Here is a 26,165-nt window from a genome sequence, read left to right on the forward strand (position 1 = left end):
ACCATCGGCGCTATCGGTACGACCGAATGCGACCTGGTACGGCATCGTGCGCCACAGGCGCCCGACAGAACCGGATCGGATCGGGCCAGGCCGGAGCAGGTCGGACCGGAGCGGACCGGGCTGGAGTGAGCCGAAGCGGACCGGGTCGAACCGAAACCGGCCGAATCGGGTTGGTCGGATCGGATCGAGTCGGATTGGGCCGGAGCGAAACGTGTCGGATCAGGTTGCGCCGGAGCAGGTCAGGCCAAGCGGGCCAGACCGAACCGAAGCAGGCCGAGCCGGGTCGGTTCCGAGCAAGTCGGGCCGGGTCGGATCGGATCGGGCCAGGCCGAAGCGGGTCGGGCCGGATCGGGTCGGAACCGAAACCGGCCGGATCGGTTCGGGCCGCATCGAAGCGGGTCGGGCCGGGTGGGTCCGAATCGGGTCGGCGACTAACACTGGTGATAGTGGTGGTCGCGGTGGCGAAGGCGGGCGCAGCACCGACACTCGCGGCAGCAGCTCAGGCAGCGTCGCCGTCAGGGCGAAGCGGCGCGGGTCGGCAGTGCGAAGCGGTACGGCCTTCACCGGGTGCGGCGAAGCGGCGCGGCTGGGGCATAGCGCGGGCGAAGCGAGAGGGCGCCGGACGAGGCCAGCGGACCGGAGTGGTCGAGCGCGGCGAAGCGACAGTGGCGGGGTCGGGCGAACCGGCCCGAGACTCGCTAGTCGAGCGGGCTGAAGGAATCTGATCTGAAGCGGCGCAACCAGTCCAGTAGCGAGACGAACCCGCCACCCCAGGCCGAGGCAACCCGGCCACTAGAGCGCTCCCGCACCAGCCGACCAGCTTGTTGTCGCCGCCCGCTTTGAGGCCGGGTGAAACTGACCCGACCCCGGCGTTGCCGCCGCACGAACCATCCAGCTCGTTGTCGCCGCTCGCCTTAACCTCGGGTTCCGGCCACCAGACCCCGCCGCCACTGTCCCACCGGCCGAGGCACCCGGCGCAGAACCAGCCCCGGGGCGCGGCCCGTTTCGGATCTGCTGGCAAACCGAGGACCGGGCCGAAGCTTGGGGTCGAGCGTGGTCGGGTCGGGTCGGATTGGGAGCCTAAGGGCCCAGAGCGAACTCGGTCGGGTCGTTTCGGCCGTTGTACTGCGTGGGTTAGGTTGCCGGAGTAGCAGGTCAGGCCGAGTGGGTTCGAAAGTTGCGGGCCGCGCCCGGATCGAATCGGGTGCATGAGGTGCGTGGCCGGGCCGGTTCGTGCGGGTTGCAGGGGCCGGAGGGCTGGCTGCGGCGGTGCACCCTTCATTCTTCTCACTGCCGCTCCGTCGCTGACCGATTGAACCCCGACCGAGTCCGACCGGCGGTGTGCCTCCGACCGGAACGGTCAATCACATGGAAACCCAAGCAGCCCAATGGGAGTCGGGATGCGTCGATGCGGCGATGCTCGTCGCGGGTCTCATCGGATCTCGACTCGGCGGTCGAAGAGCCGGTGTGATTCCGGGTGCCGCGCCCGGGGATGCGTTGCGGTCGATCAGAACATGACCGTGCGGTTCGTGTGGTTCTCGCTCTCCGGGCAGTAGTAGAGCTGGAGCTTGTTGGAGCGGCCCACCGTGATGCCGGTCGGGTTCTGGAATCGCCGGTCGCGGCCCGCGTCCTCGATCGGGCGCCAAGAGCCGTCGCCGCCGTCCGACTCTCCCGAATCGACGGTGAGCAGCGGCAGTTGCTCAGCGCCGCACTCGCACAGCACCGGGAATGGGTCGATGATGCCCCAGGTGCCGCCGTGGCCGACCGCCTTGTTTCCCGGCGCCCTGGCGAAGTCCCAGCCGTACATGTCGGCGCCCTCGTCGTCCTCGACGGCGCGGATGCGCGACGCCAGCGCCTGGGGCAGGTCCTCCAGCTGTGGGTACTCGGTGACCGCCTCCGGGGCGAGGGTGCACTGGTTCGGCAGGTAGTCCTCGAAGCAGACCGCCGGGAGCGGCGGTTCGGCGGCGAGGTCGCCGAGGCCCTCCATTCGGCGCCAGCGCAACTGGAACGCCGGCGAGTACGGGCTGTCGATGTCGGGGTGGTCCCTGGGGCACCACAGCACCTGGAGCAGGTCGAAGCGCTCGGGCCACGGCAGGCCCGGCACCTCGGCGTAGTGCAGTTGCGCGTAGGCGATCAGGGGAGAGGGCGCGGCCGGGTCGAAGCCGGGTTGGAGCGGGTGCGCCGCCTTGATGCGGTCGGGGATCAGCCGCTCGACGTCCCAGTCGATCGCCTCCTTCGCGGCCATACGGGCGTCGCGGTCGGCGTAGTAGGTGCGCAGTGCGACGACGTATTCGATCGGTTCGGACTCGCTGTCGTCGTGCTGTTCGGTGCAGGTCGGCCAGGGTTCGGCGGCGGGCCACAGGAGCGGGCCGCCGATCGAGGATGCGCGCGCGGTCGGCGTGCCCTCGCGGGGGTGCAGGCGCACGCCTGGCCGCGCGAGCGGGCGAAGCTCGGGGAACATCGCCGCGAAGTCAAGGGGCCGTGGGGGTGTGGTGAAGGGCAAGACCGTTCCGTTCGTCCGTCGGGGCCAGGTGCTCCGGCACCGACGGTACTGGCCGCCTGCGACACAGAGCGTTCGAAATCGCCCGCCGCGCCCATAGCTTCGTACCGCGTCGCCTGTGACAGCCACGCCTGCGACGCCGCTGGGGCGGGCCGCGTCACGCGGCCCGCCCCAGCGGGTCTCTCTTCGGTCGCTGCCGCGTCGTCGCCTCGCGCCGGACTTTCGACGGGTCGCCGGAGTCGGTGCGGGCGGGTGCGGTGCCGCGCGGGTGGCGCGGGCACGCGGGGGGCCGCCTCGTGGGCGTGTCCCTTGTAGACGCGGGTTCGGTCGGTGGACCGGGCGGCCTCGCCGGCGCAGTGCGCCGGCGACGTGTTCAGGCCCGGTTGTAGGCGCTGGCGACCGCGCGCATCGTCGCGAGGACGATGTTCGGGTGCACCCCGGCGCCCCAGACGGTCTTGCCGTCGATGGCGCACTCCACATAGGCCGCGGCCTGGGCGTGCTGGCCGGCGGACAGGGCGTGCTCGGCGTAGTCGAGGACTTCGACGTGGACGCCGACGGAGGTCAGGGCGTCGGTGAAGGCCGAGAGCGGGCCGTTGCCGGTGCCGGAGATCTTCTGCTCGACGCCGTCGAGGACGATCTGGGCGTCCAGGGTCAGCTGCTCGGCGGCGTGCGCGGTGGTGTGGTCCTCTACGACCAGGCGCGGCGTCGGCTGGTAGTCGGGGTGGTACTCGCGGCGGAAGCCCTCGTGGATCTCGGTGGTCGAGACCTCCTTGCCGGAGGCGTCGGTGTGCCGCTGGATGGCCTGGCTGAACTCGATCTGCATGCGCCGGGGCAGGTCGAAGCCGTACTCGCTCTGCATGACGTAGGCGACGCCGCCCTTGCCGGACTGCGAGTTGACGCGGATGACCGCCTCGTAGTTGCGGCCGACGTCCTTGGGGTCGATCGGCAGGTACGGTACGCCCCAGGTGAAGGCGTCGACGTCGACGCCCGCGGCGGCCGCGTCGGCCTCCAGGTGGGCGAAGCCCTTCTTGATCGCGTCCTGGTGTGAACCGGAGAACGCGGTGTACACCAGGTCGCCCGCGTACGGGTGGCGCTCGTGGACGGGCAGCTGGTTGCAGTACTCGACGGCGCGCTTGATCTCGTCGATGTTCCCGAAGTCGACGCCGGGGTCGACGCCCTGGCTGAACAGGTTCATGCCCAGGGTCACCAGGCAGACGTTGCCGGTGCGCTCGCCGTTGCCGAACAGGCAGCCCTCGACGCGGTCGGCGCCGGCCTGGACGGCCAGTTCGGCGGCGGCGACGCCGGTGCCGCGGTCGTTGTGCGGGTGGACCGACAGGACGATCGACTCGCGGTTCGGCAGGTTGCGGTGCATCCACTCGATCGAGTCGGCGTACACGTTCGGGGTGGCCATCTCGACGGTGGCGGGCAGGTTCAGGATCAGCGGCCACTCGGGGGTGGGCTGGATGACCTCGGCGACCTTCGCGCACACCTCGACGGCGTACTCCAGTTCGGTGCCGGTGTAGGACTCGGGGGAGTACTCGTAGCGGATCGCCGTGTCGGGGGTGTGCATCTCGGCGTACTTCAGGCACAGGCGCGCGCCCTGCGTGGCGATGTCGGTGATGCCGTCCTTGTCCAGGCCGAACACGACGCGGCGCTGGAGCGTGGAGGTCGAGTTGTAGAAGTGCACGATGGCCTGTCTGGCGCCGCGCAGGCTCTCGAAGGTCCGCTCGATGAGGTGCTCGCGGCACTGCGTCAGGACCTGGATCGTGACGTCCTCGGGGATGAGGTCCTGCTCGATCAGCATCCGCACGAAGTCGAAGTCGGTCTGCGACGCGGAGGGGAAGCCGACCTCGATCTCCTTGTAGCCCATGTCGACCAGCAGCTGGAACATCTTCCGCTTGCGGTCGGGCGTCATCGGGTCGATGAGGGCCTGGTTCCCGTCGCGCAGGTCCACCGCGCACCAGACGGGGGCGGTCTCGACGACCTTGTCCGGCCACGTGCGGTCGGGCAGCGACACGGTGAACTGGGAGTGGTACGACTGGTAGCGCTTGGCGCGGTCTGCGAAGGACGAAGTCACGGATGCTCCTGTGGTCTGGTGATCTAGCAGTGATTGCCTGAGCCAGCCGGCATGACAGAACCCGCGGCGAGGGAGCCGACCTAGTTGGCCCCGCCGCGGCACGTAAGGAGCATCGTGTTCCGCATGACCCGCCGAGCCTACACCCGGCCGGCCGCACCGGTCGACACCGATGCCCGAATCCTGGGACCGCCGGTCCCAGGAGGCGGCCGCTACGGCTGGATGAGCAGCTCGTCGACCGACAGGCGCACCCGCGCGGCCCGGTCCGGTCCCGACACGGATTCGTGCAGGTCGGCGGGGTCGCCGGCGACGCCGATCGCGACCACCGTGGTCGGCACCAGCGGCGCGGCCAGGCCGAACTCGTCGGCGAGCGCGGCCGCGTCGAAACCGGCCATCTGCCGGACGGTGAGCCCCTCCGCGAGCGCCTGGAACGTCAGGTGCGCCATCGACTGGCCGAGGTCGTACATCGCGTGCGAGAGCGGGCCGCGCTCGTTCGCGTCGGTGCGCACGGCGACCAGCAGCGCCGAGGCGGTGCCCGCCCAGTCGCGGTTGCCGGGGTTGAGGCAGTCGAGGACGCGCTTGAATTCGCCGGTGCCGCGCCGCGCGAGCAGGAACCGCCACGGCTGGGTGTTGCCCGCGCTCGGCGCCCAGCGGGCCGCCTCGATCAAGGCGGCGGCCTGGGCGTCGGTGAGGTCGACGTCCGGGGCGAGGGCCCTGGTGGAGTGACGCGAGGCCAGCAGCGGGTGGATCGGCGCCGCGGTCTGGGCGTGGCGGTCGATGGAAGCGGTCATGCGAAGTCCTTCGGAGAGTCCGTCCTGCGGCGTGCGGCGCCGCGGGAGGCGGCGGCCGGGCGCGGCCGCGGGCCGGACTCGCGGCGGCGCCACCGTTCATGGTGCCACGAACCGCCCCGCGAACGACCCCTCGTGTCGCCTTCCTTACTCTCCGGTCCCGCCGGAGGGTGAGGGGTCCTCGGACGGGGACGGGGTCGCCCCCGGCGACGCCGAAGCGCCCGGCGACGGCGTCGCCGACGGGTCCACCGACGGGCTCGGCTCCGGAGGCGCCTTGGCGCCCAACGGATCGGCGTCGCTCGGATCGCCCGGCAGCTCCACGGTCGCGACCGCCTCCGCGGGCGGCGCGGTCAACTCCAGCGTCCCGAAGTCCTTCGAGGCGACCGACAGGATCGTGCCCGCGTCGTCCAGGCACCACTCCCCGCCCGGCATCGGCGTGTCGACCACGACCGTGTTCGCGGTGAGGGTGAAGCAGTCGCCGTCCTGGGCGACGTTGAACGGCAGCTGCCGGTCCAGCAGTTGCGGCAGCCACTCCACGAACGGCAGCTGCACCCGCGGGTCGTACTTCGCGGGGATCTCCCCGGTGATCCCCGCGAGCTTCACGCACCGGCCCGCCGCGCACTGGAAGAACCCGCCGGTCGTCCACGCCACCGTCACGTCCACCGTGCCGCCCAGCGCCCAGTCCGGGACGTCCACGCGCCACGTCCCGTCCTCGGCCGCCCAGACCGTGACCGTGCCGCCCTCCGACCACGCGTACTCGGCGGTGAACGTCGCGTCCATCGCCTTGGTGACCCGCCCGATGAGCGTCGCCTGCGCGCTCACGCGCCGCGGCGCCTCCCCCGGCTCGTCCACGGCCGTCGCCGTCCCGCACCCCGCCACCGCCGCGCAGACGAGCGTGAGCGCCGCCACTGACTTGCCCCAAGTGTGTGCCACGGCCCGATTCTCTGTCCCATCACCCAGAACGACCTGGCGACACACCGGTATGCGCAGTTAAGGTGACATGGCCGCCCGCAACGAGGCGGCCCCGTGACACCCGAGACATGAGCGAGTGAGGTGGAACCCGTGGCGCTAGTCGTGCAGAAGTACGGCGGATCATCGGTCGAGAATGCCGAACGCGTCAAGCGCGTGGCGGAGCGGATCGTCGCCACGCGAAAGCGGGGCGACGACGTGGTCGTCGTCGTCTCCGCCATGGGTGACACCACCGACGAGCTGGTCGACCTGGCCTCCCAGGTCTCGCCCGTCCCCGAACCGCGCGAGCTCGACATGCTCCTGACCGCCGGCGAGCGCATCTCGATGTCCCTGCTCGCCATGGCGATCAACGACCTCGGCTTCCAGGCCCGGTCCTTCACCGGCTCCCAGGCCGGGATGCTGACCACGGCCGTCCACGGCGGCGCCCGCATCATCGACGTCACCCCCGGGCGCATCCGCTCGGCCCTCGACGAGGGCTACATCACCATCGTCGCGGGCTTCCAGGGCGTCAGCCCCGACACCAAGGACATCACCACCCTCGGCCGCGGCGGCTCGGACATGACCGCGGTCGCGCTGGCCGCCGCGCTCGAGGCCGACGTGTGCGAGATCTATTCGGACGTGGACGGCGTGTTCAGCGCCGACCCCCGGATCGTCCCGAACGCGAAGAAGCTCGACACCATCACCTTCGAGGAGATGCTGGAGATGGCCGCGTCGGGCTCGAAGATCCTGTACCTGCGCAGCGTGGAGTACGCCCGCCGCTACGGCATCCCGCTGCACGTCCGCTCGTCGTACTCGAACAAGACCGGCACGATCGTGTCGGGCAACATGGAGGAGCTTTCCGTGGAGCAGGCACTCATCAGCGGCGTCGCGCACGACCGCGACGAAGCCAAGATCACCGTCACCCGCGTGCCCGACAAGCCGGGCGCGGCGGCCGCGATCTTCCAGGTCATCGCCGATGCCGAGGTCGACATCGACATGATCGTGCAGAACGTGTCGATCGCCGGGAACGGCCACACCGACATCTCCTTCACCCTCCCCAAGGAGTCCGGGCCCAAGGCCACCGGCGAGCTCAAGCGCCACCAGGACGCGATCGGGTTCGAGAAGCTCATCTACGACGAGCACATCGGCAAGATCTCCCTGGTCGGGGCCGGGATGCGCTCGCACCCGGGCGTGACGGCGAACTTCTGCCAGGCGCTCGCGGACGCCGGGGTGAACATCGAGATCATCTCCACCTCCGAGATCCGCATCTCCGTGGTCTGCCGCGACACCGACCTGGACGTGGCCGTGCGCGCCGTCCACGACAAGTTCGAGCTCGGCGGCGACGAAGCGGCCGTCGTGTACGCCGGAACGGGGCGATAGGCATGGGACGCAAGCTCAACGTCGCGATCGTCGGCGCCACCGGCGTCGTCGGCACCATCATGCGCCGCCTCATCGCCGCCGAACGCGGCAACTGGGGCGAGGTCCGCCTCGTCGCCTCGGCCCGCTCGGCGGGCAAGCAGCTCGAGGTCGGCGACGAGGTCCTGACCGTGCGGGCGCTCGACGCCGACGTCTTCGAGGGCATCGACATCGCCCACTTCGACCTGCCCGACGAGGTCAGCGCCGAATGGGTGCCGGTGGCCGCCGCCAAGGGCGTCGTCGTCATCGACAAGTCCGGGCACTTCCGCATGGACCCCGACGTGCCGCTGGTGTGCCGCGAGGCCAACCCCGAGGCCGCGCGCGTGCGCCCCAAGGGCATCATCGCGAACGCCAACTGCACCACCCTCGCGCTCATCCCGACCCTCGCGGCGCTCAACGAGCACTTCGGGCTCGTCTCGATGTCGGTCGCCTCCTACCAGGCGGCCTCCGGCTCGGGCAAGGAAGGCCTCGAAGCGCTGTACGCGCAGTTGGCGAAGGTCGCGGGCGTCGAGGGGCTCGGCACCGCCGGCTCGGACCTGCGCATGGTCCTCGGCGAGGAGTTCGACGCGCCGTTCGGCGCGCCGCTGGCGCTCAACATCGTGCCCAAGGTCGGCGGCTGGAAGGAGGACGGCTGGACCTCCGAGGAGCTCAAGGTGCGCAACGAGTCCCGCAAGATCCTCGGCCTCCCCGACCTCAAGGTCGCCTCCACCTGCGTGCGCGTGCCCGTGGCCGTGGGCCACTCCCAGGTCGTCCACGCCACCTTCGACCGCGAGGTCACCGTCGCCGATGCCCACCGCGTCCTCGCCGCCGCCGAGGGCGTCGACCTCGTCGACGACCCCGCCAACGGCGTCTTCCCGATGCCCGCCGACTCGGTCGGCAAGTCCGGCACCCAGGTCGGCCGCATCCGCCAGTCCATCGACTTCCCCAACTCCCTGGAGTTCTTCGTCGTCGCCGACAACCTCATGAAGGGCGCCGCCCTCAACTCCATCGAGACCGCCGACCTCGTCCGCCGCGAACTCGAAGCGGCATAGACGAACCGAGAGGCGGCCCGGAGCATCAGCTCCGGGCCGCCTTCGCGTTGGCCTACACTTGAGGTATCTGATCGGATACCACCAAGGGGGTGCGATGACCGACGACCTCATCCGGAAGGCGAGGGACGCGGCGGGACTGAGCCAGGCCGAACTGGCGCAGCTCGCGAAGACCTCCCGGCCCGCCCTGTCGGCGTACGAGCACGGGCAGAAGTCACCGACCATGACCACGGCCCAGCGCATCCTCGAAGCCGCGGGATTCGAGCTGGCGATCGAGCCGCGCATCCGCTTCAGCGTCCACAGCACCGCTCGCGGCCGGCCCTTCCACGTGCCCGACCACCTGCCGCGGCTTCCCGCCGCCGCCGCTCTCGCGCAGGTCAGGCTGCCGCTGCACCTCAACTGGTCCGATCGCGGCCGCGTGTTCGACCTCGCCGAACGGCGCCAGCGGGCGCGCGTCTACGCGATCGTCCTGCGAGAAGGCCTCCCCGCGGACCTCCTCGAATACGTCGACGGCCTCCTCCTCGCCGACCTGTGGGACGAACTCGTCCTGCCGCGCGAGATCCGCGAGGCCTGGACGCCCCTGATCCGCGGAGGGGACCGATAGTGGCCGGGGCGGGCCTCACCGACCTCCAGGCCGCGACACTGCGCCTGTTCTTCACGCTTCCCGAGAGCCGTGGCTTCGTGCTCGCCGGCGGCGGTGCGCTCCTCGCCCAGCGGCTCATCGACCGGCCCACCGACGACCTCGACTTCTTCACCGCGCAACAGCCTGACGCTGTTGCGAAAGCGTCCCAGGCGCTCGCCGACGCCGCCGCTCAACGAGGCTGGAAGACCGCGGTGATCCAAGCGGTCTCGACCTTCTGCCGGATGCACCTGACCGGCATGGACGACGAGATCCTGGTCGACCTCGCCGTCGACGCGCCTCCGCGGCTTCCCACCGTCGCCACCGCCGTGGGGCCCGCGTTCGACCCGCTCGAGCTGGCCGGACAGAAGCTGCTGGCGCTGTTCGGGCGGGCGGAGCCCCGCGACTTCGCCGACGTGCACCTGCTGGCCGAGCGCTTCGGACGATCGGAGCTGCTCCGCCGCGCCGCCGACATCGATCCGGGGTTCGATCCGGCGGTGCTCGCCTCGATGATGCGGATGCTCGAACGCCTCGACGACACCGAACTCCCGCTCGCCGCCGAAGCGGTGCCGCGCCTCCGCGAGTACTTCGGCGACTGGGCCTCGCAACTGGAAGCCGAGTAGACGACCGACCACGAGGCGGCCCGGAGCGAACGCTCCGGGCCGCCTTCGCGTTGCGCGCCGAATGCCCCGGATGGGCCGGGTCGGGGGCGGTTCAGGGGTGTGGCGCCGCATTCGTCCGAGCGCCACATAGGAGCAAAACCGGCACTTGGAGCGTTGCAGAATCGTTGTGCAACCTGCGAATTCGCTCTCGCGTTCAGATAGTGCCCAGCCAGGAGGGGCGGCGGCCGCCCGGTCCGGGGCGACCACCCCTCACCCGGTCCGCGTGAAGACGCGGCCGCCGCCCTCCTTTTCGCAGATCCCCCTACCGGAGAGACGACGTGCAACCCAGACACACCCTCAAGCGGATCGCGGCGCTCCTCGCCGCCGCGGCCCTCGGCCTCGCGGCGGCCGCCGCCGCGGCGGCCCCCGCCCAGGCGACGGGCAGCCACTTCGACGGCGACCGCAAATGGTTCAACGTCACCACCGACGTGTGGGGCGAGGCCGAATGCAAGGCCGGCGAATGGCACGTGACCTGGCACCTGGAGGACACCACCGAGACCGACCGGTCCTACGACCACAAGACCCTCCCCATCGGCTACCAGACCGAGGGCGACAAGCCGTGGAAGTTCCACGAGCCCGACTTCGAGTCCGGCGCGACCCTCGAACAGGACACTGAAGTGCCCCGCGCGGGCGAAGGCGACCTCACCGGCATCCAGGTCCTCCCCGGCGACACCTCGTGGGTGCGGCTCGTCGCCCCGACCGTCTGGGCCACCACCTCCGGCAAGCTCGCCGTCGGCGCCACCCTCGGCTTCTCCGACAAGGTCCTCCTCGGCGAGTGCACCCTCGAACCCTCCGCGGCCTCCGTGACCGCCACCTGCACCGACTTCACCGTCCTCCTCGAAGTGCCGGCCAACGGGCGCGCCACCGACTTCACCGTCACCACCGCCGCCGGCGAGGAGACCCACACCCTCGCCCCCGGCGAGACCAAGACCGTCACCGTCCCGATCGACTACGACCGCGGCAGCGACGACCCCTGGATCGACGTCAACTGGGACGAGGAGAGCACCGGCCTCGTCCTCGACGACTACCGCACCGCCTGCGTCGGCCTCGCCGAAGTGAGCATCGTCGCCGACTGCGTCGAGTTCAAGATCGTCCTCTCGGTGCCCGAGAACGGCATCACCACCGACTTCACCGTCACCACCGCCGCCGGCGAGGAGACCCACACCCTCGCCCCCGGCGACGCGCCGCTGGAGCTCTACCCCCTCGTCGCCTACGACGGCTCGACCGAACCGTCGATCGCCGTCACCTGGCCCGAAGGCGAGCAGGCCTTCACCTTCGAGGACTACGACGCCGAGTGCATCGCCTACTCCGACCTCACCGGCAGCCTCTGGTCCGAATGCGACGGCGTCGCCTACGAGTTCCTCAACACCGCCGTCCAGAACGGCGGCACCCCCGTCGACGTCCGCTTCGAGACCAGCGACGGCGACAGCCTCGAGATGACCATGAACCCCGGGGACAACTTCTTCGGCGGCATCGACGTCGTCAACGAAGGGCTCACCGTCGACGTCTACATCGACGACGAGCTCTTCGAGAGCTACACCTGGGAATACGACGCCGAGGCCTGCGCCGAGACCCCGCCGCCCGGCGAGGAGACCACCACCCCGGTCGCCGGCGGCGGCAAGCTGCCCACCACCGGCTCGGCCCTGACCGTGGCCGTCGCCGCGGCCGCCGCACTCGCCGTGGCGGGCGCAGCGGTCATCTACGTCATGCGCCGCCGCGCCGCCGGAACCTGGTAGGCCTCCCGCGACACGACACAGCACGACATAGCGCATAACGGCACTGCAAAGCACGAGGCGGGCCCCGGAACACTCCGGGGCCCGCCTCTTCGCCTATGAACTACGCGTCGCGCTTCTTGAACAGAATCCAAGCGGCCGTGACGATCAGCGCCGCGAACACCGCGAACACCCCGCCCGAACCCCAGCGGCCGAAGAGGTCGTAGTCGGGGATCACCATCGGTTCGATCGCCAACAGGCGCGCGCCCGAACTGAACGGCAGGAACTTCACCACCGGCACCAGCCAGTCCGCCATCGGCAGGAACGACAGCCCCAAGATGATGTTCTCGATGATCAGCGGCATCAGGAAGATGACCACCAGCGCCGAGGGCACGCCCCGGAACAGCAGCCCCAGGCCCAGACCCACGAGCGTGTAGACCAGCGTGTACACCAAGTACCCGAGCAGGGCCGACGCCAGCGGGTCCTCGAACAGGCCCGGAACCTCGCCCCAGAAGATCGCGATCGCCAACGCGTTCAGCGCCATCGACACCAGCGTCACCACAACCGTCACCACCGCGACAACGAGCAGCTTCGCCATGATGAGCCGCGAGCGCTGCGGCAGCGCCGTCAACGTCGGCTGGATCGTCCCGTGACGGTACTCGTGCCCGGTCGCGAAGATCCCGATGATCGCCATGAACACCGCCAGGAATGGAATCCCGAACGCCGCGCCGCCGTTCAGCATGATGGCCGTGATCTCGGCGTCGATCGGGTCGCCGCCCGCCGCGAACCCGGCGATCACCGGGATCGCCAGCGCGCACAGCACGCCGATGCCGGTGAGCCAGTAGGTCGAACGCAGCGTCGTCAGCCGCGTCCACTCGTAACGAAGGGCATCAAGCATTGTCGGCACCGTCGGCCTTCTCGGTAGCAGGGGCGGTCGGGGGCTCGGCCGCGACGAACTCCTCCGTGGAGCCGGTGGCGGACATGAACGCCTCCTCCAGGGAGGCGGAGCGGGTGGACAGCTCGGACAGCTCCACGTTCTCGGTGAACGCCAGGTGCCCGACCGCGCCGATCTCCATGCCGGAGATGACGAGTTCGCCGTCCTTACCCTTCGCGACCTCGGCGCCCGCGCCCTCCAACGCCGGGACGAAGCCCGCCGCCTCGGGCCCGCGGACGATCACCGTGGACTGGGTGAAGTCGCGCACGAACTGGTCCACGACGCCGTTGAAGATCATCGTGCCGCGGCCGATGACCACCAGTTCGTCGGCCATGAGCTGCATCTCCGAGAGCAGGTGGCTGGAGACGAAGATGGTGCGGCCCTCGGAGGCGAGGTGCTTGAGCATGTCGCGCATCCAGTGGATGCCGTGCGGGTCGAGGCCGTTCGTGGGCTCGTCGAGCAGCAGGATGCGCGGGTCGCCCAGGAGCGCCTGGGCGAGGCCGAGGCGCTGGGCCATGCCCAGGGAGTAGCCCTTCGGCTTCTTGCGCTTGACGGTGCCGAGGCCGACCAGCTCCATGACCTCGTCGACGCGCTTGTCGCCGACGCCGTTGGCGCTGGCGAGCATCCGCAGGTGGTTGCGCGCGGTGCGGGTGGGGTGGAAGGGCTTGGCCTCCAGGAGGGTGCCGACCTTGTTCATGGGGCGGCGGATGTCGCTGAAGCGCTCGCCGTCGAAGAGGGTCTGGCCCTCGCCGTGGTCGAGTCCGAGCATGAGGCGCATGGTGGTGGACTTGCCGGACCCGTTGGGGCCGAGGAAGCCGGTGACGACGCCTGGCCTGACGTCGAAGCTGAGTCGGTCTACGGCCACCGTCTTGCGGTAGCGCTTGTATAGACCCGTCGCGGTGATCAAGGGGGCTCCTGTCTGGGGGGATCGGGCGGGGACGAGGTCAGTGTAAGGCGGCGCTGCGGGCCGCCACATCTGCTCAAGGACGGATGCGGGGTCCTGCTCAGGGAGGATTTTCGGGGCGGGGGCGGTACCTGGGTACTACCGGGCCGATTCGCGCCCGGGTGTTCACGCGCGGTTCACCGGGCGCTTCGGCGCGGGTCGTCTGGGGTCGCTGAACTGGGGCCGTTCCCTCCCGTCCCCAACTGAAGACAGGAACCGCACCGTGCTCAAGCGCCTGCTCGTTCCCCCGCTGGCCCTGGGTATCGCCGCCCTCGCAATCCCCGCCGTCCCGGCCGCGGCCCAGGAACCCGCCCTCACCGTGACGCCTCTCGGCACCTACGAGTCCGGCGCGTTCGCCGCCGGGGCCGCCGAGATCGTCGCCTACGACCCGCTGACGCAGCGGGTGTTCACCGTGAACGCCGAGGCCGCGGTGGTGGACGTGCTCGACGTCGCCGACCCGGCCGCGCCCGTCAAGGCCTTCTCGATCGACGCGGCCGACGCCATCGGCGTGGACGGCGCGGTCGCCAACTCCGTTGCGGTGCAGGGCGACCTGGTGGCCGTCGCGGTCGAGGCGCCGGACAAGACCGGTGCGGGCTGGGTGGCCCTGTTCGACACCGAGGGCGCGTTCCTCGACCGGGTCGAGGTCGGTTCGCTGCCCGACAGCCTCGCGTTCTCGCCCGGCGGGAGGTACATCGTGGTCGCGAACGAGGGCGAGCCCTCCGAGGACTACGCGGTGGACCCGGACGGGACGGTGTCGGTGATCGACGCAGAGACGCACGAGGTGCGCACGGCCGACTTCGAGGCCTACGCGTCGGGCGCGAAGGACCTGCCGGAGGGCTTCCGCGTGTTCGGGCCCGACCCCGAGGACGTGGCCGCGGGGATCGAGCCGGAGTACGTGGCGATGCCCGACGACGCGACCGCTTACGTGACGCTCCAGGAGAACAACGCGATCGCGGTGGTCGACCTGGCTTCGGCGGCCGTCGTGGACGTGCACGCGCTGGGGACGAAGGATCACTCGGCGCCGGGCAACGAGCTCGACGCCTCCGACAAGGACGACGCGGTGTCGATCGGGTCGTGGCCGGTCCAGGGCCTGTACCTGCCGGACACGATCGCGACCTATGAGGCCGGCGGCGAGACGTTCCTGGTCACCGCCAACGAGGGCGACGTGCGCGAGTGGGGCGAGTACTCCGAGGAGGCCCGGGTCGAGGACCTGGAGCTGTGCGCCGACGCGTTCGCGGGCTACGACCTCGCCGAGCTCCAGTCGAAGGAGGCGCTGGGGCGCCTCAAGGTGACCTCGACGCTCGGTCAGACCGAGGCGGGCTGCTATGACGGGCTGTACTCCTTCGGCGGGCGGTCGTTCTCGATCTGGTCGGCCGACGGCGAGCTGGTGTTCGACTCCGGCTCGGACTTCGAGACGCTCCTGGCGGCGGACTACGCCGAGTTCTTCAACGCCGACAACGAGTCCAACGACTTCGACGACCGCTCCGACGACAAGGGCCCCGAGCCCGAGGCGGTGGCGGTGGGCGCGGTCGGCGACCGCACCTACGCGTTCATCGGCCTGGAGCGCCAGGGCGGCGTGATGGTCTACGACGTGACCGACCCGGCCGCCTCGGTGTTCGTGGACTACGTGACCGCGCGGGACTTCGCGGTCGCGCCCGGCGAGGGCGACGCCGGCGACCTCGGGCCCGAGAGCATCAAGTTCGTCGCGGCGGCCGACTCGCCGACCGGGCGGGCGATGATCGTGGTCGGCAACGAGATCTCCGGCACCACCACCCTCTACGACGTCGCCGACGGCCTCGCCGGCGACGGCGAGGACCCGAGCGAGAGCGAATCGGGCGGCGAAGCCCTCCCCGAGACCGGCTCGGGCGCCACGGGCCTCCTCGTCGGAGCCGCCGCAGTGCTCGCCGTGGCGGGCGGCGCCCTCATCCTCATGCGCCGCCGCGCCGCCTAACGGCGCAGCACGACCGAAGACTGCGAGGAAGGCGGCGGCCCACACCGCCGCCGGCGAAGCCGCGGCACCCGGAACGGTGCCGCGGCTTCGCCGCGCCCGGGGGGAGATCACAAGGGCGCGGGCGCTTCCAAGGCAGGGGCAACGCCGAAGCGGCCAGTGCTCCGGGCCCCCGATACGAGGGTGCCCGGCGGGTACGACAATTCCGGTCCCCACGATCGGGTGAACCGCGAGATGCGGCCGCCGACTAGGGGCGGGCTCGCGCTCGATTCGTGATGGGCCGCCGCGAGACCCGTCGTTTTCCGGGCGCGGCCGAAGCCTTCGCGTGCCGCGTTTCGGGCCCCCGATACAAGGGTGCGTCGGGGGTCCGACATTTCTCCCGGGCCACACCGCCGCCGGGGCGCCTTCGGGTTCCTCCGGGCGCTTCGGGGCGCGGACACGCGGGGATCGGCGGGGGGCGGGGGTGGCCTGGTTGTTTAGACTTGGCGGGTGAGCCTGCGACTGTACGACACCGGCACCCGATCCGTTCGCGACTTCCAGCCCCGGAAGCCCGGCCATGTCGGCGTCTACCTGTGCGGCCTCACCGTTCAGGGCCCGCCCCATATCGGCCATCTGCGGTCGGGCGTCTCGTACGACGTGCTCATCCGCTGGCTGCGCCGCACCGGCTACGACGTCACCTACGTGCGCAACGTCACCGACATCGACGACAAGATTCTAGTGCGCGGCGAGGAGCAGGGCCGCCACTGGTGGGCGATCGCCTACGAGAACGAGCGCGTGCTCGCCGCCGCCTACGACGCCCTCGGCGTCATCGCGCCCACCTACGAGCCGCGCGCGACCGGCCACATCACGCAGATGACCGACCTCATCGGCGACCTCGTCGAGCGCGGCCACGCCTACGTCACCGAGGCCGGCGACGTCTGGTTCGACGTGTCCTCCTGGCCCGCCTACGGCGAGCTCTCGCACCGCCGCCCCGAGGACATGCTCTCCAGCGCCGAGTCCGGCGCCAAGCGCGACTCGCGCGACTTCGGCCTGTGGAAGGCGCACAAGCCAGGCGAGCCCGAGGACGCCGCCTGGACCTCCCCGTGGGGCCCCGGCCGACCCGGCTGGCACATCGAGTGCTCCGCCATGGCCCGCCGCTACCTCGGCGACGCCTTCGACATCCACGGCGGCGGCACCGACATCATGTTCCCCCACCACGAGAACGAGCTGGCCCAGTCCCGCGCGGCCGGGCTCGGGTTCGCGAACTTCTGGGTGCACAACGGGATGCTCAACCTCTCGGGCACGAAGATGAGCAAGTCCCTCGGCAACACGCTCAGCGTGGAGGCCCTGGGGGAGAAGGGCTTCCGCCCCGTCGACATCCGCTACTACCTGACCAGCGCGCAGTACCGCTCGCCCGTGGACTTCTCCGAGGCCGCCCTCGGCGAGGCGCAGGCCGCCTGGGACCGCCTCACCAACTTCGTACACCGTACGGCGGAGGCGCTCGGCGCGGAGACGACCATCGGCGGCGCCCTCTCGCCCGAGTTCACCGCCGCGATGGATGACGATCTCAACACACCCGCGGCCGTCGCGGTCGTCCACGACGCCGCCCGCGAGGGCAATGCGGCCCTCGACGCCGGCGACGACGCCGCCGCGGCCCGCATCGGGGCCGGCGTCCGAGCTATGCTCGACCAGCTCGGCCTCGACCCGCTCGACCCGCACTGGGACGACCCGGGTGACGCGAAGCTCACCGGCGCCGTGGACGCGCTGGTGAAGATCGCGCTCGAACAGCGCGCCGAGGCCAGGGCCCGCAAGGACTACGCGGCTGCCGACCGCATCCGCGACGAGCTCGCGCACGCCGGCATCACCGTCAAGGACACGCCTCGCGGTCCCGTGTGGACTGTGGATTAGGCGTCGCGCCGCGCGCCCGAGATCCGAGGCCCGATCCGTAGGGCGACGCCGCCCGCAACGAACGACGACCTGGGGAACCTGAACCGATGAGCACCAAGGGTGGACACCCGAACCGCCGCAAGACCTCCAAGGCCGGGCCCAAGATCGGCTCCGGCGGCGGCAAGAAGGGCCTGGCCGGGCACGGCCGCACCCTCAAGGCCGAGGACCGCCCCTGGCACAAGTCCTACACCGGCGACGACAAGCCCCGCAAGACCCAGTGGAAGCAGGCCAAGGAGCGCACGAAGGCCGCCTCCGAGGGCCGCACCACCAACATCGGCAAGGTCAAGCCCAAGCAGACCGAGCGCCGCCGGGGCGACGAGGCCGAGCTCATCCTCGGCCGCAACCCCGTCCTGGAGGCCCTGCGCGCCAAGGTCCCGGCCACCGCCCTGTACGTGGCCTTCGGCACCGACCTCGACGACCGCGTCGCCGAGTCCGTGCGCCTGGCCGGCAACCGCGACCTCCCGATCAAGGAGCTCGCCCGCCGCGACCTCGACCGCCGGACCAAGAACGCCCTCCACCAGGGCATCGGCCTCGAAATCGAACCGTACGCGTACGCCGAGTTCGAAGACCTCGTCGAGATCAGCAAGACCTCCGGCACCGCGCCGCTCCTCGTGGCGCTCGACGGCGTCACCGACCCGCGCAACCTGGGCGCGATCATCCGCTCGACCGCCGCGTTCGGCGGCCACGGGCTCATCATCCCCTCCAAGCGCGCCGCGAGCGTCACGGCCGTGGCCTGGCGCACCTCCGCGGGCGCGGCGGCCCGGCTGCCGGTCGCCAAGGTCGTCAACCTCACCCGCACGATCCAGGCCTGCCAGCAGGCCGGGTTCATGACCGTCGCCCTCGACGGCGGCGGCGACGTCGACGTCTACGACCTCCCGGTCGCCACCGACCCGCTGCTCATCGTCGTCGGCGACGAGGGCAAGGGCGTCTCCCGCCTCGTCGCCGAGACCTGCGACCACCGCGTGAGCATCCCGATCGGCGGCGAGGTCGAGTCCCTCAACGCCTCGGTCGCGGCCTCCGTGGTCCTCGCCGAAGTCCAACGCCAGCGTCGCTAAGGCCCTTACGCGCCGTGATCCTATAGGAAATATCCTATAGGATCACGGCGTCCGCGCAGGCTCAGTCGAGGCAACGAGCCGGGCGGTCCGGCGGGCCTGCGTCCCCCGTTCCTGCCGTGCGGCCGCCACAATGGGTGATCCCGTACCCGCGCTTGTCGCCCCGCGGGATTAATCTGAAACGGACCCGCACGCCCTAGCCCCCGGAGCTGCACCCACATGCCGGCTGATTACCTGCTCAGCGTCGACCTCGGTACCTCGCACACCGTCGCGGTCGTGGTCTGGCCCGACGGCCGCACCAGGCCGCTGCTGTTCGACGGCTCCCCGGTGATGCCCTCGGCGGTCTTCCTCGACCAGGCCGGCACGATCCACACCGGCAAGGACGCCGAGCGCCTCGCCTCGACCGCCCCCGAGCGCTTCGAACCCAACCCCAAGCAGCGCATCAGCGACGGCACCCTCCTCCTCGGCGACCGCGAGATCCCCGTGACGGCCGCCTTCGCCGCCATCCTCGCCCGTGTCGCCCGCACCGCCGTCGAATCAGTGGGCCACCTCCCCAACGCGGTCCTCACCTGCCCCGCCGCCTGGAGCGAGCAGCGCCGCGCCGCCCTCCACGACGCCGCCGCGCAGGCCGGCTACCGGCCCGTCAAGATCCTCACCGAACCCGTCGCCGCCGCCCACTACTACACCTCCCGCCTCGCCCAGCCCCTCACGCCCGGCCAGGCCCTCGCCGTCTTCGACTTCGGCGGCGGCACCCTCGACATCGCCGTCCTCGAACGCCGAGGCGACGGCTCCTTCGGCGTCCTCGCCGACGGCGGCCTCCACGACCTCGGCGGCCTCGACTTCGACGCCGCCCTCGTGGCCCACATCGGCGAGACCGTACGGCAGCGCGAGCCCGAGATCTGGAAGCGCCTCGAACAGCCCAGCGGCGCAAGCGAAATGCGCAACCGCCGAGAACTGTGGGACGAGGTCCGCGCCGCCAAGGAGATGCTCTCGCGCTCCTCCGTGGCCCCCGTGACGGTCCCCGACATGGCCCAGTCCCTCCACCTCACCCGCGGCGAGCTCGACCAGATCTCGCGCCCGCTCCTCGCCCGCGCGGTCGGCGAGACCCAGCGCGTTCTCGGCCTCACCGGCCGCCGCCCCGAACACCTCACCGGCCTGTTCCTCGTCGGCGGCTCCAGCCGGATGCCCATGGTCGCCAAAATGCTCCATGAAGGACTCGGCATCGCGCCGACGGTCCTGGAGCAGCCCGAACTGCCCGTGAGCGAGGGCGCCGCGCTGGCCTTGACGAGCACCGCCCCGGTGACGCCGCCCGCGCCGATGGCCACGCCGCCGCAGTCGCCCACCGCGCCGCACATGCACTCGGGGAGCCTGCCGCCGGTCACGCCCGGCTCCGACCAGACGATGCAGCTGCGCCGCGGCGAGCCCGAGAAGCCCAAGCGCCGCCTTCGTCCGAAGTGGATCGCGATCATCGCGGCCGTCGCGGTGCTCGCCGTCGCGCTCCCGCTCGGCTGGTGGTGGCTCACCAACCCGTACAAGCAGCGTCCGTTCGCCGAGGAGCTGACCGAGGTCGGCGCCGCCATCCCGTTCGCGGCCGAAGGCAACAGCGGCGTCTACGAGGTCCGCGTCTGGGACGACAAGGCCCTGTTCGCCTACACCGCAGCCACTTCCAGCAACCAGGATGGCGAGGAGATGCACCTCCGCGCCGTCGACACCGCCACCGGCGAGCCGCTCTGGGACGAGGACAAGGTGTTCCCCGGCGACGGCTGGGAGGACAAGTTCTACGTCTCCGATGACCTCATCGCGTTCTCGCAGGAGGTCGAGGCCAGCGGCGGCGCGGTCGAGTACCGCTACTACTTCCTCGACTGGAAGACCGGCGAGACCGTCAACACCCGCACCAGTTCCGGCCGCGACGCCGCCCGCTCGGGCGACCTCTTCGTCATCGCCCCTTACGGCGGCACCGTGATCGAGGTCTTCGACGCCGACGGCGCGCCGGTCGCCGACTGGACGCTGGGCGACGAGGAGGACGGCGTCACCATCGCCTCCTGGGGCCTCGTCGGCAACCCCGACGACCTCGGCAAGCCCTCGACGCCGAGCAACGGCGACGGCCGCCTCTGGGTGCTCACCAGCGACAACATGCTGCACGTCTACGACCTCGAATCGGGCGACACCGTCGCCGAGAAGGAGCTGGAGACCGTCGACGACCGGTACTTCGCCTGGAACGGCCTGCTGTACGTGGCCGTCGACAAGGAGTCCGGCTACGAGATCAACGTCTACGACATCGACAAGGACCTGGCGCGGGCCGCGGAGGTCTCCGTCGACGTCGAGGACGCGGAGATCGAGACGATGACCGCGTGCGGCGAGGCGCTGATCTGCGTCGCCGAGCTCGCGCCCGAGGCCACCAGCGCCTACCACTGGCAGGTCTACGACGCCGACGCCGAGGAGATCGTCCACACCTTCGACGACGGCGAGTTCGGCGGCGTCGACCCGATCGGCGACCGCCTCATGGTCGAGTACTACGAGGGCGACGACCTGCGGACCCAGGTGTACGACAAGAACTTCAAGGCCGTGGAGAACAACCTCGCCGAGGAGGGCTTCGAGGCCGTCGACGGCGGCAGCGCCCTCTCCTGGCCCGAAGGCGGCACGTTCCTCTCCACCCCCGGCAGCGTCATCGGCCTCGGCCGCGACGGCTCCCGCACCGCCCTGCGCACCGACCTCGAGGTCTTCACCTGCGGCGCCTCCGACACGCGCCTTGCGTGCTTCACGGCGGAGGGCATGCAGGTCTACGCGATCAGGGACGAGTAACCCGCTCTTGCAACGTGAAGCGGCGCCCGGCCTCGGCCGGGCGCCCCTTCGCGTCACGGCCGAGCCGATCGCAACGCGCGTTGCGTCCGCACCGCGTGGGTGGCCACGGTGCCGAGGAACGCCGCGCGGGGCCCATTGCGAGCACCGCGACTTTGAGCGGGTGCGCCGCTCGCATCGCGAGTCGGCCCCACCCGCAAGGGTGGCCACGGCGCCGAGGGCTCGGCGCACGGGGCCGGTGGGGAGCACCGCCAGGAAGTCCGTGCCGCCCGGGAGTACGCCCGATACGGCCGCCGCAGGCGTGCCGCAGCCCACCTGCCGCCTTCCGAGCGCCTGCAACCGAACCGCTCGCCCGTGGCGTTCTCCGAACGTGCCCGGCGCCGCCCACACCTCCGGTGCCGCAACGAGTCCGGCTCCGGCTCCTCATGACCGCGAGTGCCCGCAGAAATACATACCAAGTATGCAACCTTTCGAATCCTCCAATGCGCCTTGGAACCGAGTGGGTCGACCGACCCGCTCGAACCTTCCGTAAGGGGATTCCCTATGCGTAAGACCAGGTTCGCGAGCGCCGCAGCCGCCGCCGCACTGGCGGCCGGCTCACTGCTCGCCCTGGGGCAGGCCGCCTCGGCGGCCCCTCAGGACGTCCCGCCCGGTGGGGAGCACCTCCCCGAATCGGTCGTGCTCCCCACCGGCGACCGGATCACCCTGCTCCCCAACGGCACCGCCGGCATCGAGCCGGCACCCGGCCGCGAAGGGACCTCCTTCCTCACGCCGCCTTCGCCGAGCGGCGATCTCGTCGTCGTCCCGACCGACCGCGTCGCGGCCATCACCGCCGGCGACGAGGACCCGCGCCGCTACAACGTCTCCGAACTCCTGCGCGGCGACCACACCGACGCTGCCGCCCTCACCGAGTCCGAACTGGACCAACGCGCCTACGCCGGGCTCGTCCCCGACACATTCCCGGCGACCACCCTCGCCGCCGACGACCTCCGCAAGTTCCACCTCGACCTGCGTACCCGCGCCGGCAAGGCCCCGGACGGCGCCTGGGTCCTGTGGGCCGCCCGCGACGGCTCCGACTTCGGCTCGATCGAGATCGACGAGAACGGCGGCGCCTCCGAGGCGCTCGCGCCCGGCGACTACGTCATCGTCACCGGCTTCTGGAACGACGCCACGGACACCCGGCGCGGCGAGACCACCATCGGCATGACCCCGGTGACCGTCACCGACGACGACGTCACCGAACTCCTCGTCGAGGCCGCCGACGCGCGCCCGGTGAGCGTCGAGGTCGAGCAGTCCGACGCCGCACTCCTCAACGCCGCCTTCTACATGGGCGCCGAAAGCGCGGACGCGAACCTCGGCTACGGCACCTACCTCGGCCCGAACGACGACGCTTTCCTGCTCCCCGAACCCGACCTCCCCGAGTTCGAGCGCAGCTTCATCTACCAGCCGGTCCTCGCCTCTCCCGAAGGCGCCGCGGACCCGTACGTCTACAACCTCGCCTTCCACGACGCGAGCGGCTACCCGGCCGACACCGCCTTCGCTCCGGCCGACGACGACCTCGCCGTGCTGGCCGCCGACTACCGTGACCTCGGCACTCCCGTGGACGGCCAGACCTGCGGCTACGGCGACCTCACCGAAGGCCAGATCGGCATGGGCTACTGCCGTCTGGTCGACACCCCGGTGCCCTCGCAGCGGACCATGTACTACACCGCCGACCCCGAGATCACCTGGGACAACGGCCTTCGAGCCGGCCTGCGCGACGCGGACGGCGAGATGACCGACGGCTTCGTGGCCTCCTACGAGGAGTCCTTCGAGCCCGGCCCGACCGCCCGGACGATCCCCAACGGTGGCCTCTCCAGCGGTCCCGTCGACGCCACTCGCGGCACCGACTCCGGCACCGAGTTCTTCTTCGCCGGCACGCCCGTCGGCGGCGCCAACGACGAGTCCCTGCAACTCATCGGCGCCCTCGGCGGCTACGAGCTGACCCGCGACGGCGAGCTCCTCGCCTCCGCCGACGGCTACGACTTCTACTGGGACAGCGCGTTCACCGAACTCCCCGCGGGCGACGCGGGCCGCTACACCTTCACCACCGAGCTCGCCCAGGCCCCGACCACCGTCGACTTCGGTACCTCGGTGAGCTCCTCCTGGAGCTTCGACTCCGAATCGATGCCCGAAGGCGAGTTCGATCGCCTCGCCTTCCCGTACGTGGTCCTCGCGGCCGACGACCTCGCAGGCGGCTACGGCGACCGCCGCGCCTGCCAAGAGGTCACCCTTGAAATGCGGACCGACGAGTACGGCCCCGTCGCCCACGCCGAGGACATGACCTTCGAGGTCTCCTACGACGACGGCGCGACCTGGAAGGCCGTCGATCTCGACCGCGACGGCGACACCGCCACCGCCGAACTGCGCCACCCCCGCAAAGCCAAGTGGGTCTCCATCCGCACCACCGCCCTCGCCGACAACGGCACCGAAGTGACCAACACCGTCATCCGCGCCTACGGCCTCAAGTAAACCCAGACGCACGGTTTCTCAAGGCGGCCAGGAACCGCCCTCAGAAGCAAACCGAAGTAGGCGGCCCGTCCAAAAGGACGGGCCGCCTACTTGCGCTCGGTGCCGGAGCATCTCCCGCAGCGGCTCGGAGTACTCCATGACCCCGCCGATACCGGCGGGTCGGGACGACGGGTGGCCGATGGCATGCGGAGTGTGAGCTCGGCCATTTCTCGGTGCGGGCCGCGATCCAGTAGTATCGAGGTCGTCGCGCGGGTAGTGCCGCGCTGACCAGCCGCTGTAGCTTTAACGGTAGAGCAACGCACTTGTAATGCGTAGGTTGCGGGTTCGAATCCTGTCAGCGGCTCCAACACCTTTCGCCCGGCCTTTGGCCGGGCGTTTTCGTGTCGTAAGGCGGTCGGTGCGGTTGGCGGCTCGCTACGTCCGTTGGCACCAGGTTCGGGCCGGGCCGGTCAGGAGGGCCCAGGTGAAGGCCAGTGGGATCAGGGCGAGGGCGAGTCTGGTGGCCCAGGTTTCGAAGCCTTCGGTGGGAATCGCCAGGACCGCGACGGCACCGAGCGCCGCCGCGTAGAGCGACATGAGGGTGATGGTGCCGATGCGGCCGAAGTTCGAGCGTCCGGTCAGGGCTGCGGCGAACACGAGGTGGAGCGCGGACAGGAAGGCCACGCCCAACAGCGGGAACGTGGCGGCCGAGGCGCCGTCGATGTAGTCGCTGAGGTCCGCGCTCAGCATCGTGAGGGCGAAGAAACTCGTGTACAGCAGGATGCCGGCCACGATCCAGAGCGCGGCGAGCGTGATGACCACGGCATACGGGGCGGCGGGGCCCGGCGCGATGCGGGAGCTGTGGCTGTCCGATGCCGGGTCGCACCAGGCCCGGGCCGCAGCGGTGGGCAGGAGGCGGTAGATCGGTGCCACCAGGACTATCGAGAACGCGAGCAGGTACCCGTCGCCGAGCTCCGCTTCAACGATGGCGAAACCGAGCACGATCGTCCCGCCGATCAGGAGCGCTCGCCGGGCCGATTCGCTGCCGGTCCAGAGCTTCACGGCGAGGATGCCGACGACCAGCGCGAGCACGACACTCGGCACCGCGAGGAAGAGGCTGAGCGCGCCGTAGTGTCGGCCAGCGGCAGAGTCGAAGCTGATCCGGACCAGGATCGCGTTGTACGCGGCGTACCCGATGCCCACGACGACGTAGAACCACAGGGCCGCGACGCCGAGGACGATCTGCCACGGCGCCCGCGCCCGTTCGGGTTCCGTGGCCGGAGTCGGAGTCGGAGCGGCAGCCTGGTCGGGGACCGGAGCTCGGGCCGAAGGCGGAGCGGAGTCTTCGGGCTGGGTTCGGACGGCGGCCTGCGCCGAGATCGGGCCCGGGGGCGAGGTTGCATCAGGGGTCGGTTCTGGGTCCGGCTCGGGTTCGGGCCCAGAAGGGGTTTCGGGCTCGATTGTCGGCTCTGGTTCGGGGGCGGGGTCTGGGTTCATGGCGGACTCTCGCTGGGGGTGTGCGAACCGTTCCGAGGGTAGGAAGTCTCGACCATGCGTCGGCGGCGAAGGGCTCATTGCGATCGCCAATGCGTTGACGCGCTCGTGCGACAACTGATGCGGCAGCGGCGGTCGGGGAGGAATCTTGCGTATCCGGGCCTTGCCGTGGCGGTGAGCGGCGCGGCCGTCCCGAATCGGTCGGACTCGATCGCTTCCGGCGGTTCGGCGCACCTCCAGTGGCGGCCTGTGGCTTCAGCTCCGGTGCGGCCCTGCCGGAGGAGGGGGCGGGGACCGCCGCGAGGCCGAGCCGCTGGGTACGGCTGGTGGTCAGGCGCCTGAATACCAGGTGGTTCGCGGTTACGCCGTGGAGTTGGGGGCCGTGCCCGGGGCATGCCGATGTCCGTGGGTGGTGGAGTCCGTCGGCCTGCATTGCGGGGAGGGGGGGGCGTTCAGTTTTCCGCTCGGACCGTTCCCGACACCAGGCCTGCTGCCGTTGCGGCCGCGAGTGCTGCTGTGGCCGTTTCCGCTGCCGCGAGTGAGGATCTGAGCGTTTCGAGGCGGGCGTAGGCCGCACCGCGGCGGCGTTGCTCGTCAAGCGGGAGCCGTGGGATTTTCACGGACAGGAGGCGGCGCTTGGCGCCGGTGGCGGTTCGCTTGGTGGCGTTGGGGAGTCGGGCGGTGAGGGCGGCGGCGATCCAGCCGAGGTCGGTGGTCGGGGCGCAGGTGATGGTCCATTGCGTCTCGGTGGCCTCGTGCGCGAAGCCGAGGCGCACGGGCGGCTCGCCGACGGGATCGACGATGGCGCAGCGTGCATCATCCTCTGAGCCGG

At 70.8% G+C, this 26,165-nt stretch carries 18 protein-coding genes and 1 tRNA gene; 11 read left to right on the plus strand and 8 right to left on the minus strand.

Translation table 11 applies throughout. The annotated features are described in order from the left end of the window. Nucleotides 1–1,507: 1,507 nt before the first annotated feature. The 4 genes from E9998_RS14035 to E9998_RS14050 form a co-directional block, all read right to left on the minus strand. Nucleotides 1,508–2,461 (minus strand): hypothetical protein, encoded by a 954-nt coding sequence (locus E9998_RS14035; RefSeq protein WP_204745439.1) that lies wholly within the window; start codon nt 2,459–2,461, stop codon nt 1,508–1,510. 412 nt (nt 2,462–2,873) lie between these two features. Continuing rightward, nucleotides 2,874–4,577 carry a 2-isopropylmalate synthase gene (leuA, locus tag E9998_RS14040; RefSeq protein WP_240037618.1) on the minus strand — a complete coding sequence of 568 codons (1,704 nt, stop codon included), beginning with the start codon at nt 4,575–4,577 and terminating at the stop codon, nt 2,874–2,876. Between the two features lie 209 nt (nt 4,578–4,786). Then, nucleotides 4,787–5,365: a nitroreductase family protein gene (locus tag E9998_RS14045; RefSeq protein ID WP_136530338.1), complete on the minus strand. Its 579-nt coding sequence runs from the start codon at nt 5,363–5,365 to the stop codon at nt 4,787–4,789. Between the two features lie 144 nt (nt 5,366–5,509). Beyond that, nucleotides 5,510–6,295 (minus strand): hypothetical protein, encoded by a 786-nt coding sequence (locus tag E9998_RS14050; RefSeq protein WP_136530339.1) that lies wholly within the window; start codon nt 6,293–6,295, stop codon nt 5,510–5,512. A 129-nt stretch (nt 6,296–6,424) separates the two neighbouring features. Here E9998_RS14050 and E9998_RS14055 point away from each other — a divergent pair, with 129 nt between their 5' ends. From E9998_RS14055 to E9998_RS26775, 5 genes are all read left to right on the plus strand, one after another. Beyond that, nucleotides 6,425–7,690 carry an aspartate kinase gene (locus tag E9998_RS14055; protein ID WP_136530340.1) on the plus strand — a complete coding sequence of 422 codons (1,266 nt, stop codon included), beginning with the start codon at nt 6,425–6,427 and terminating at the stop codon, nt 7,688–7,690. Between the two features lie 2 nt (nt 7,691–7,692). After that, on the plus strand, nt 7,693–8,757 hold the full coding sequence (locus E9998_RS14060; protein WP_136530341.1) for an aspartate-semialdehyde dehydrogenase: 1,065 nt from the start codon (nt 7,693–7,695) through the stop codon (nt 8,755–8,757). Between the two features lie 94 nt (nt 8,758–8,851). Further along, complete coding sequence (locus tag E9998_RS14065) at nt 8,852–9,358, plus strand: helix-turn-helix transcriptional regulator (protein WP_136530342.1); 507 nt, start codon at nt 8,852–8,854, stop codon at nt 9,356–9,358. After that, a complete protein-coding gene (locus E9998_RS14070; protein WP_158299804.1) occupies nt 9,358–9,996 on the plus strand; it encodes a nucleotidyl transferase AbiEii/AbiGii toxin family protein in 639 nt (212 codons plus the stop codon). The genes E9998_RS14065 and E9998_RS14070 overlap by 1 nt, the downstream gene beginning before the upstream one ends. Before the next feature lie 317 nt (nt 9,997–10,313). Continuing rightward, nucleotides 10,314–11,771 (plus strand): LPXTG cell wall anchor domain-containing protein, encoded by a 1,458-nt coding sequence (locus tag E9998_RS26775; protein WP_136530344.1) that lies wholly within the window; start codon nt 10,314–10,316, stop codon nt 11,769–11,771. Between the two features lie 100 nt (nt 11,772–11,871). On the opposite strand, the gene E9998_RS14080 is transcribed toward E9998_RS26775, so the two are convergent. Both E9998_RS14080 and E9998_RS14085 read right to left on the minus strand, forming a co-directional pair. Beyond that, nucleotides 11,872–12,645 carry an ABC transporter permease gene (locus E9998_RS14080; RefSeq protein WP_136530345.1) on the minus strand — a complete coding sequence of 258 codons (774 nt, stop codon included), beginning with the start codon at nt 12,643–12,645 and terminating at the stop codon, nt 11,872–11,874. After that, nucleotides 12,638–13,588, minus strand: a complete 951-nt coding sequence (locus E9998_RS14085) for an ATP-binding cassette domain-containing protein (RefSeq protein ID WP_192907095.1) — start codon at nt 13,586–13,588, stop codon at nt 12,638–12,640. The genes E9998_RS14080 and E9998_RS14085 overlap by 8 nt, the downstream gene beginning before the upstream one ends. Nucleotides 13,589–13,847: 259 nt before the next feature. On the opposite strand from E9998_RS14085, the gene E9998_RS14090 reads away from it, so the two are divergent. The 6 genes from E9998_RS14090 (at nt 13,848) to E9998_RS14115 (ending at nt 24,206) form a co-directional block, all read left to right on the plus strand. Beyond that, nucleotides 13,848–15,575, plus strand: a complete 1,728-nt coding sequence (locus E9998_RS14090; RefSeq protein WP_136530347.1) for a choice-of-anchor I family protein — start codon at nt 13,848–13,850, stop codon at nt 15,573–15,575. 486 nt (nt 15,576–16,061) lie between these two features. Next, on the plus strand, nt 16,062–17,459 hold the full coding sequence (cysS, locus tag E9998_RS14095; protein WP_136530348.1) for a cysteine--tRNA ligase: 1,398 nt from the start codon (nt 16,062–16,064) through the stop codon (nt 17,457–17,459). A gap of 86 nt (nt 17,460–17,545) precedes the next feature. After that, the gene (gene rlmB, locus E9998_RS14100; protein ID WP_136530349.1) at nt 17,546–18,553 is read left to right on the plus strand and encodes a 23S rRNA (guanosine(2251)-2'-O)-methyltransferase RlmB; all 1,008 of its coding nucleotides are present in this window, start codon (nt 17,546–17,548) and stop codon (nt 18,551–18,553) included. 216 nt (nt 18,554–18,769) lie between these two features. Further along, nucleotides 18,770–21,352, plus strand: a complete 2,583-nt coding sequence (locus tag E9998_RS14105) for an Hsp70 family protein (protein WP_136530350.1) — start codon at nt 18,770–18,772, stop codon at nt 21,350–21,352. Between the two features lie 540 nt (nt 21,353–21,892). Continuing rightward, a complete protein-coding gene (locus tag E9998_RS14110) occupies nt 21,893–23,860 on the plus strand; it encodes a hypothetical protein (protein ID WP_136530351.1) in 1,968 nt (655 codons plus the stop codon). 270 nt (nt 23,861–24,130) lie between these two features. Continuing rightward, nucleotides 24,131–24,206 (plus strand) — tRNA-Thr (locus tag E9998_RS14115). A gap of 68 nt (nt 24,207–24,274) precedes the next feature. Here the strand turns inward: E9998_RS14115 and E9998_RS14120 are convergent. Both E9998_RS14120 and E9998_RS25370 read right to left on the minus strand, forming a co-directional pair. Then, nucleotides 24,275–25,336: a hypothetical protein gene (locus E9998_RS14120; protein WP_136530352.1), complete on the minus strand. Its 1,062-nt coding sequence runs from the start codon at nt 25,334–25,336 to the stop codon at nt 24,275–24,277. A gap of 449 nt (nt 25,337–25,785) precedes the next feature. After that, nucleotides 25,786–26,165: hypothetical protein (locus E9998_RS25370; RefSeq protein ID WP_204745440.1), on the minus strand; the 380-nt coding region annotated here is incomplete at its 5' end.

Source organism: Glycomyces paridis (genome assembly GCF_004912155.1).
GTDB classification, from domain to species: Bacteria; Actinomycetota; Actinomycetes; order Mycobacteriales; family Micromonosporaceae; genus Glycomyces; species Glycomyces paridis.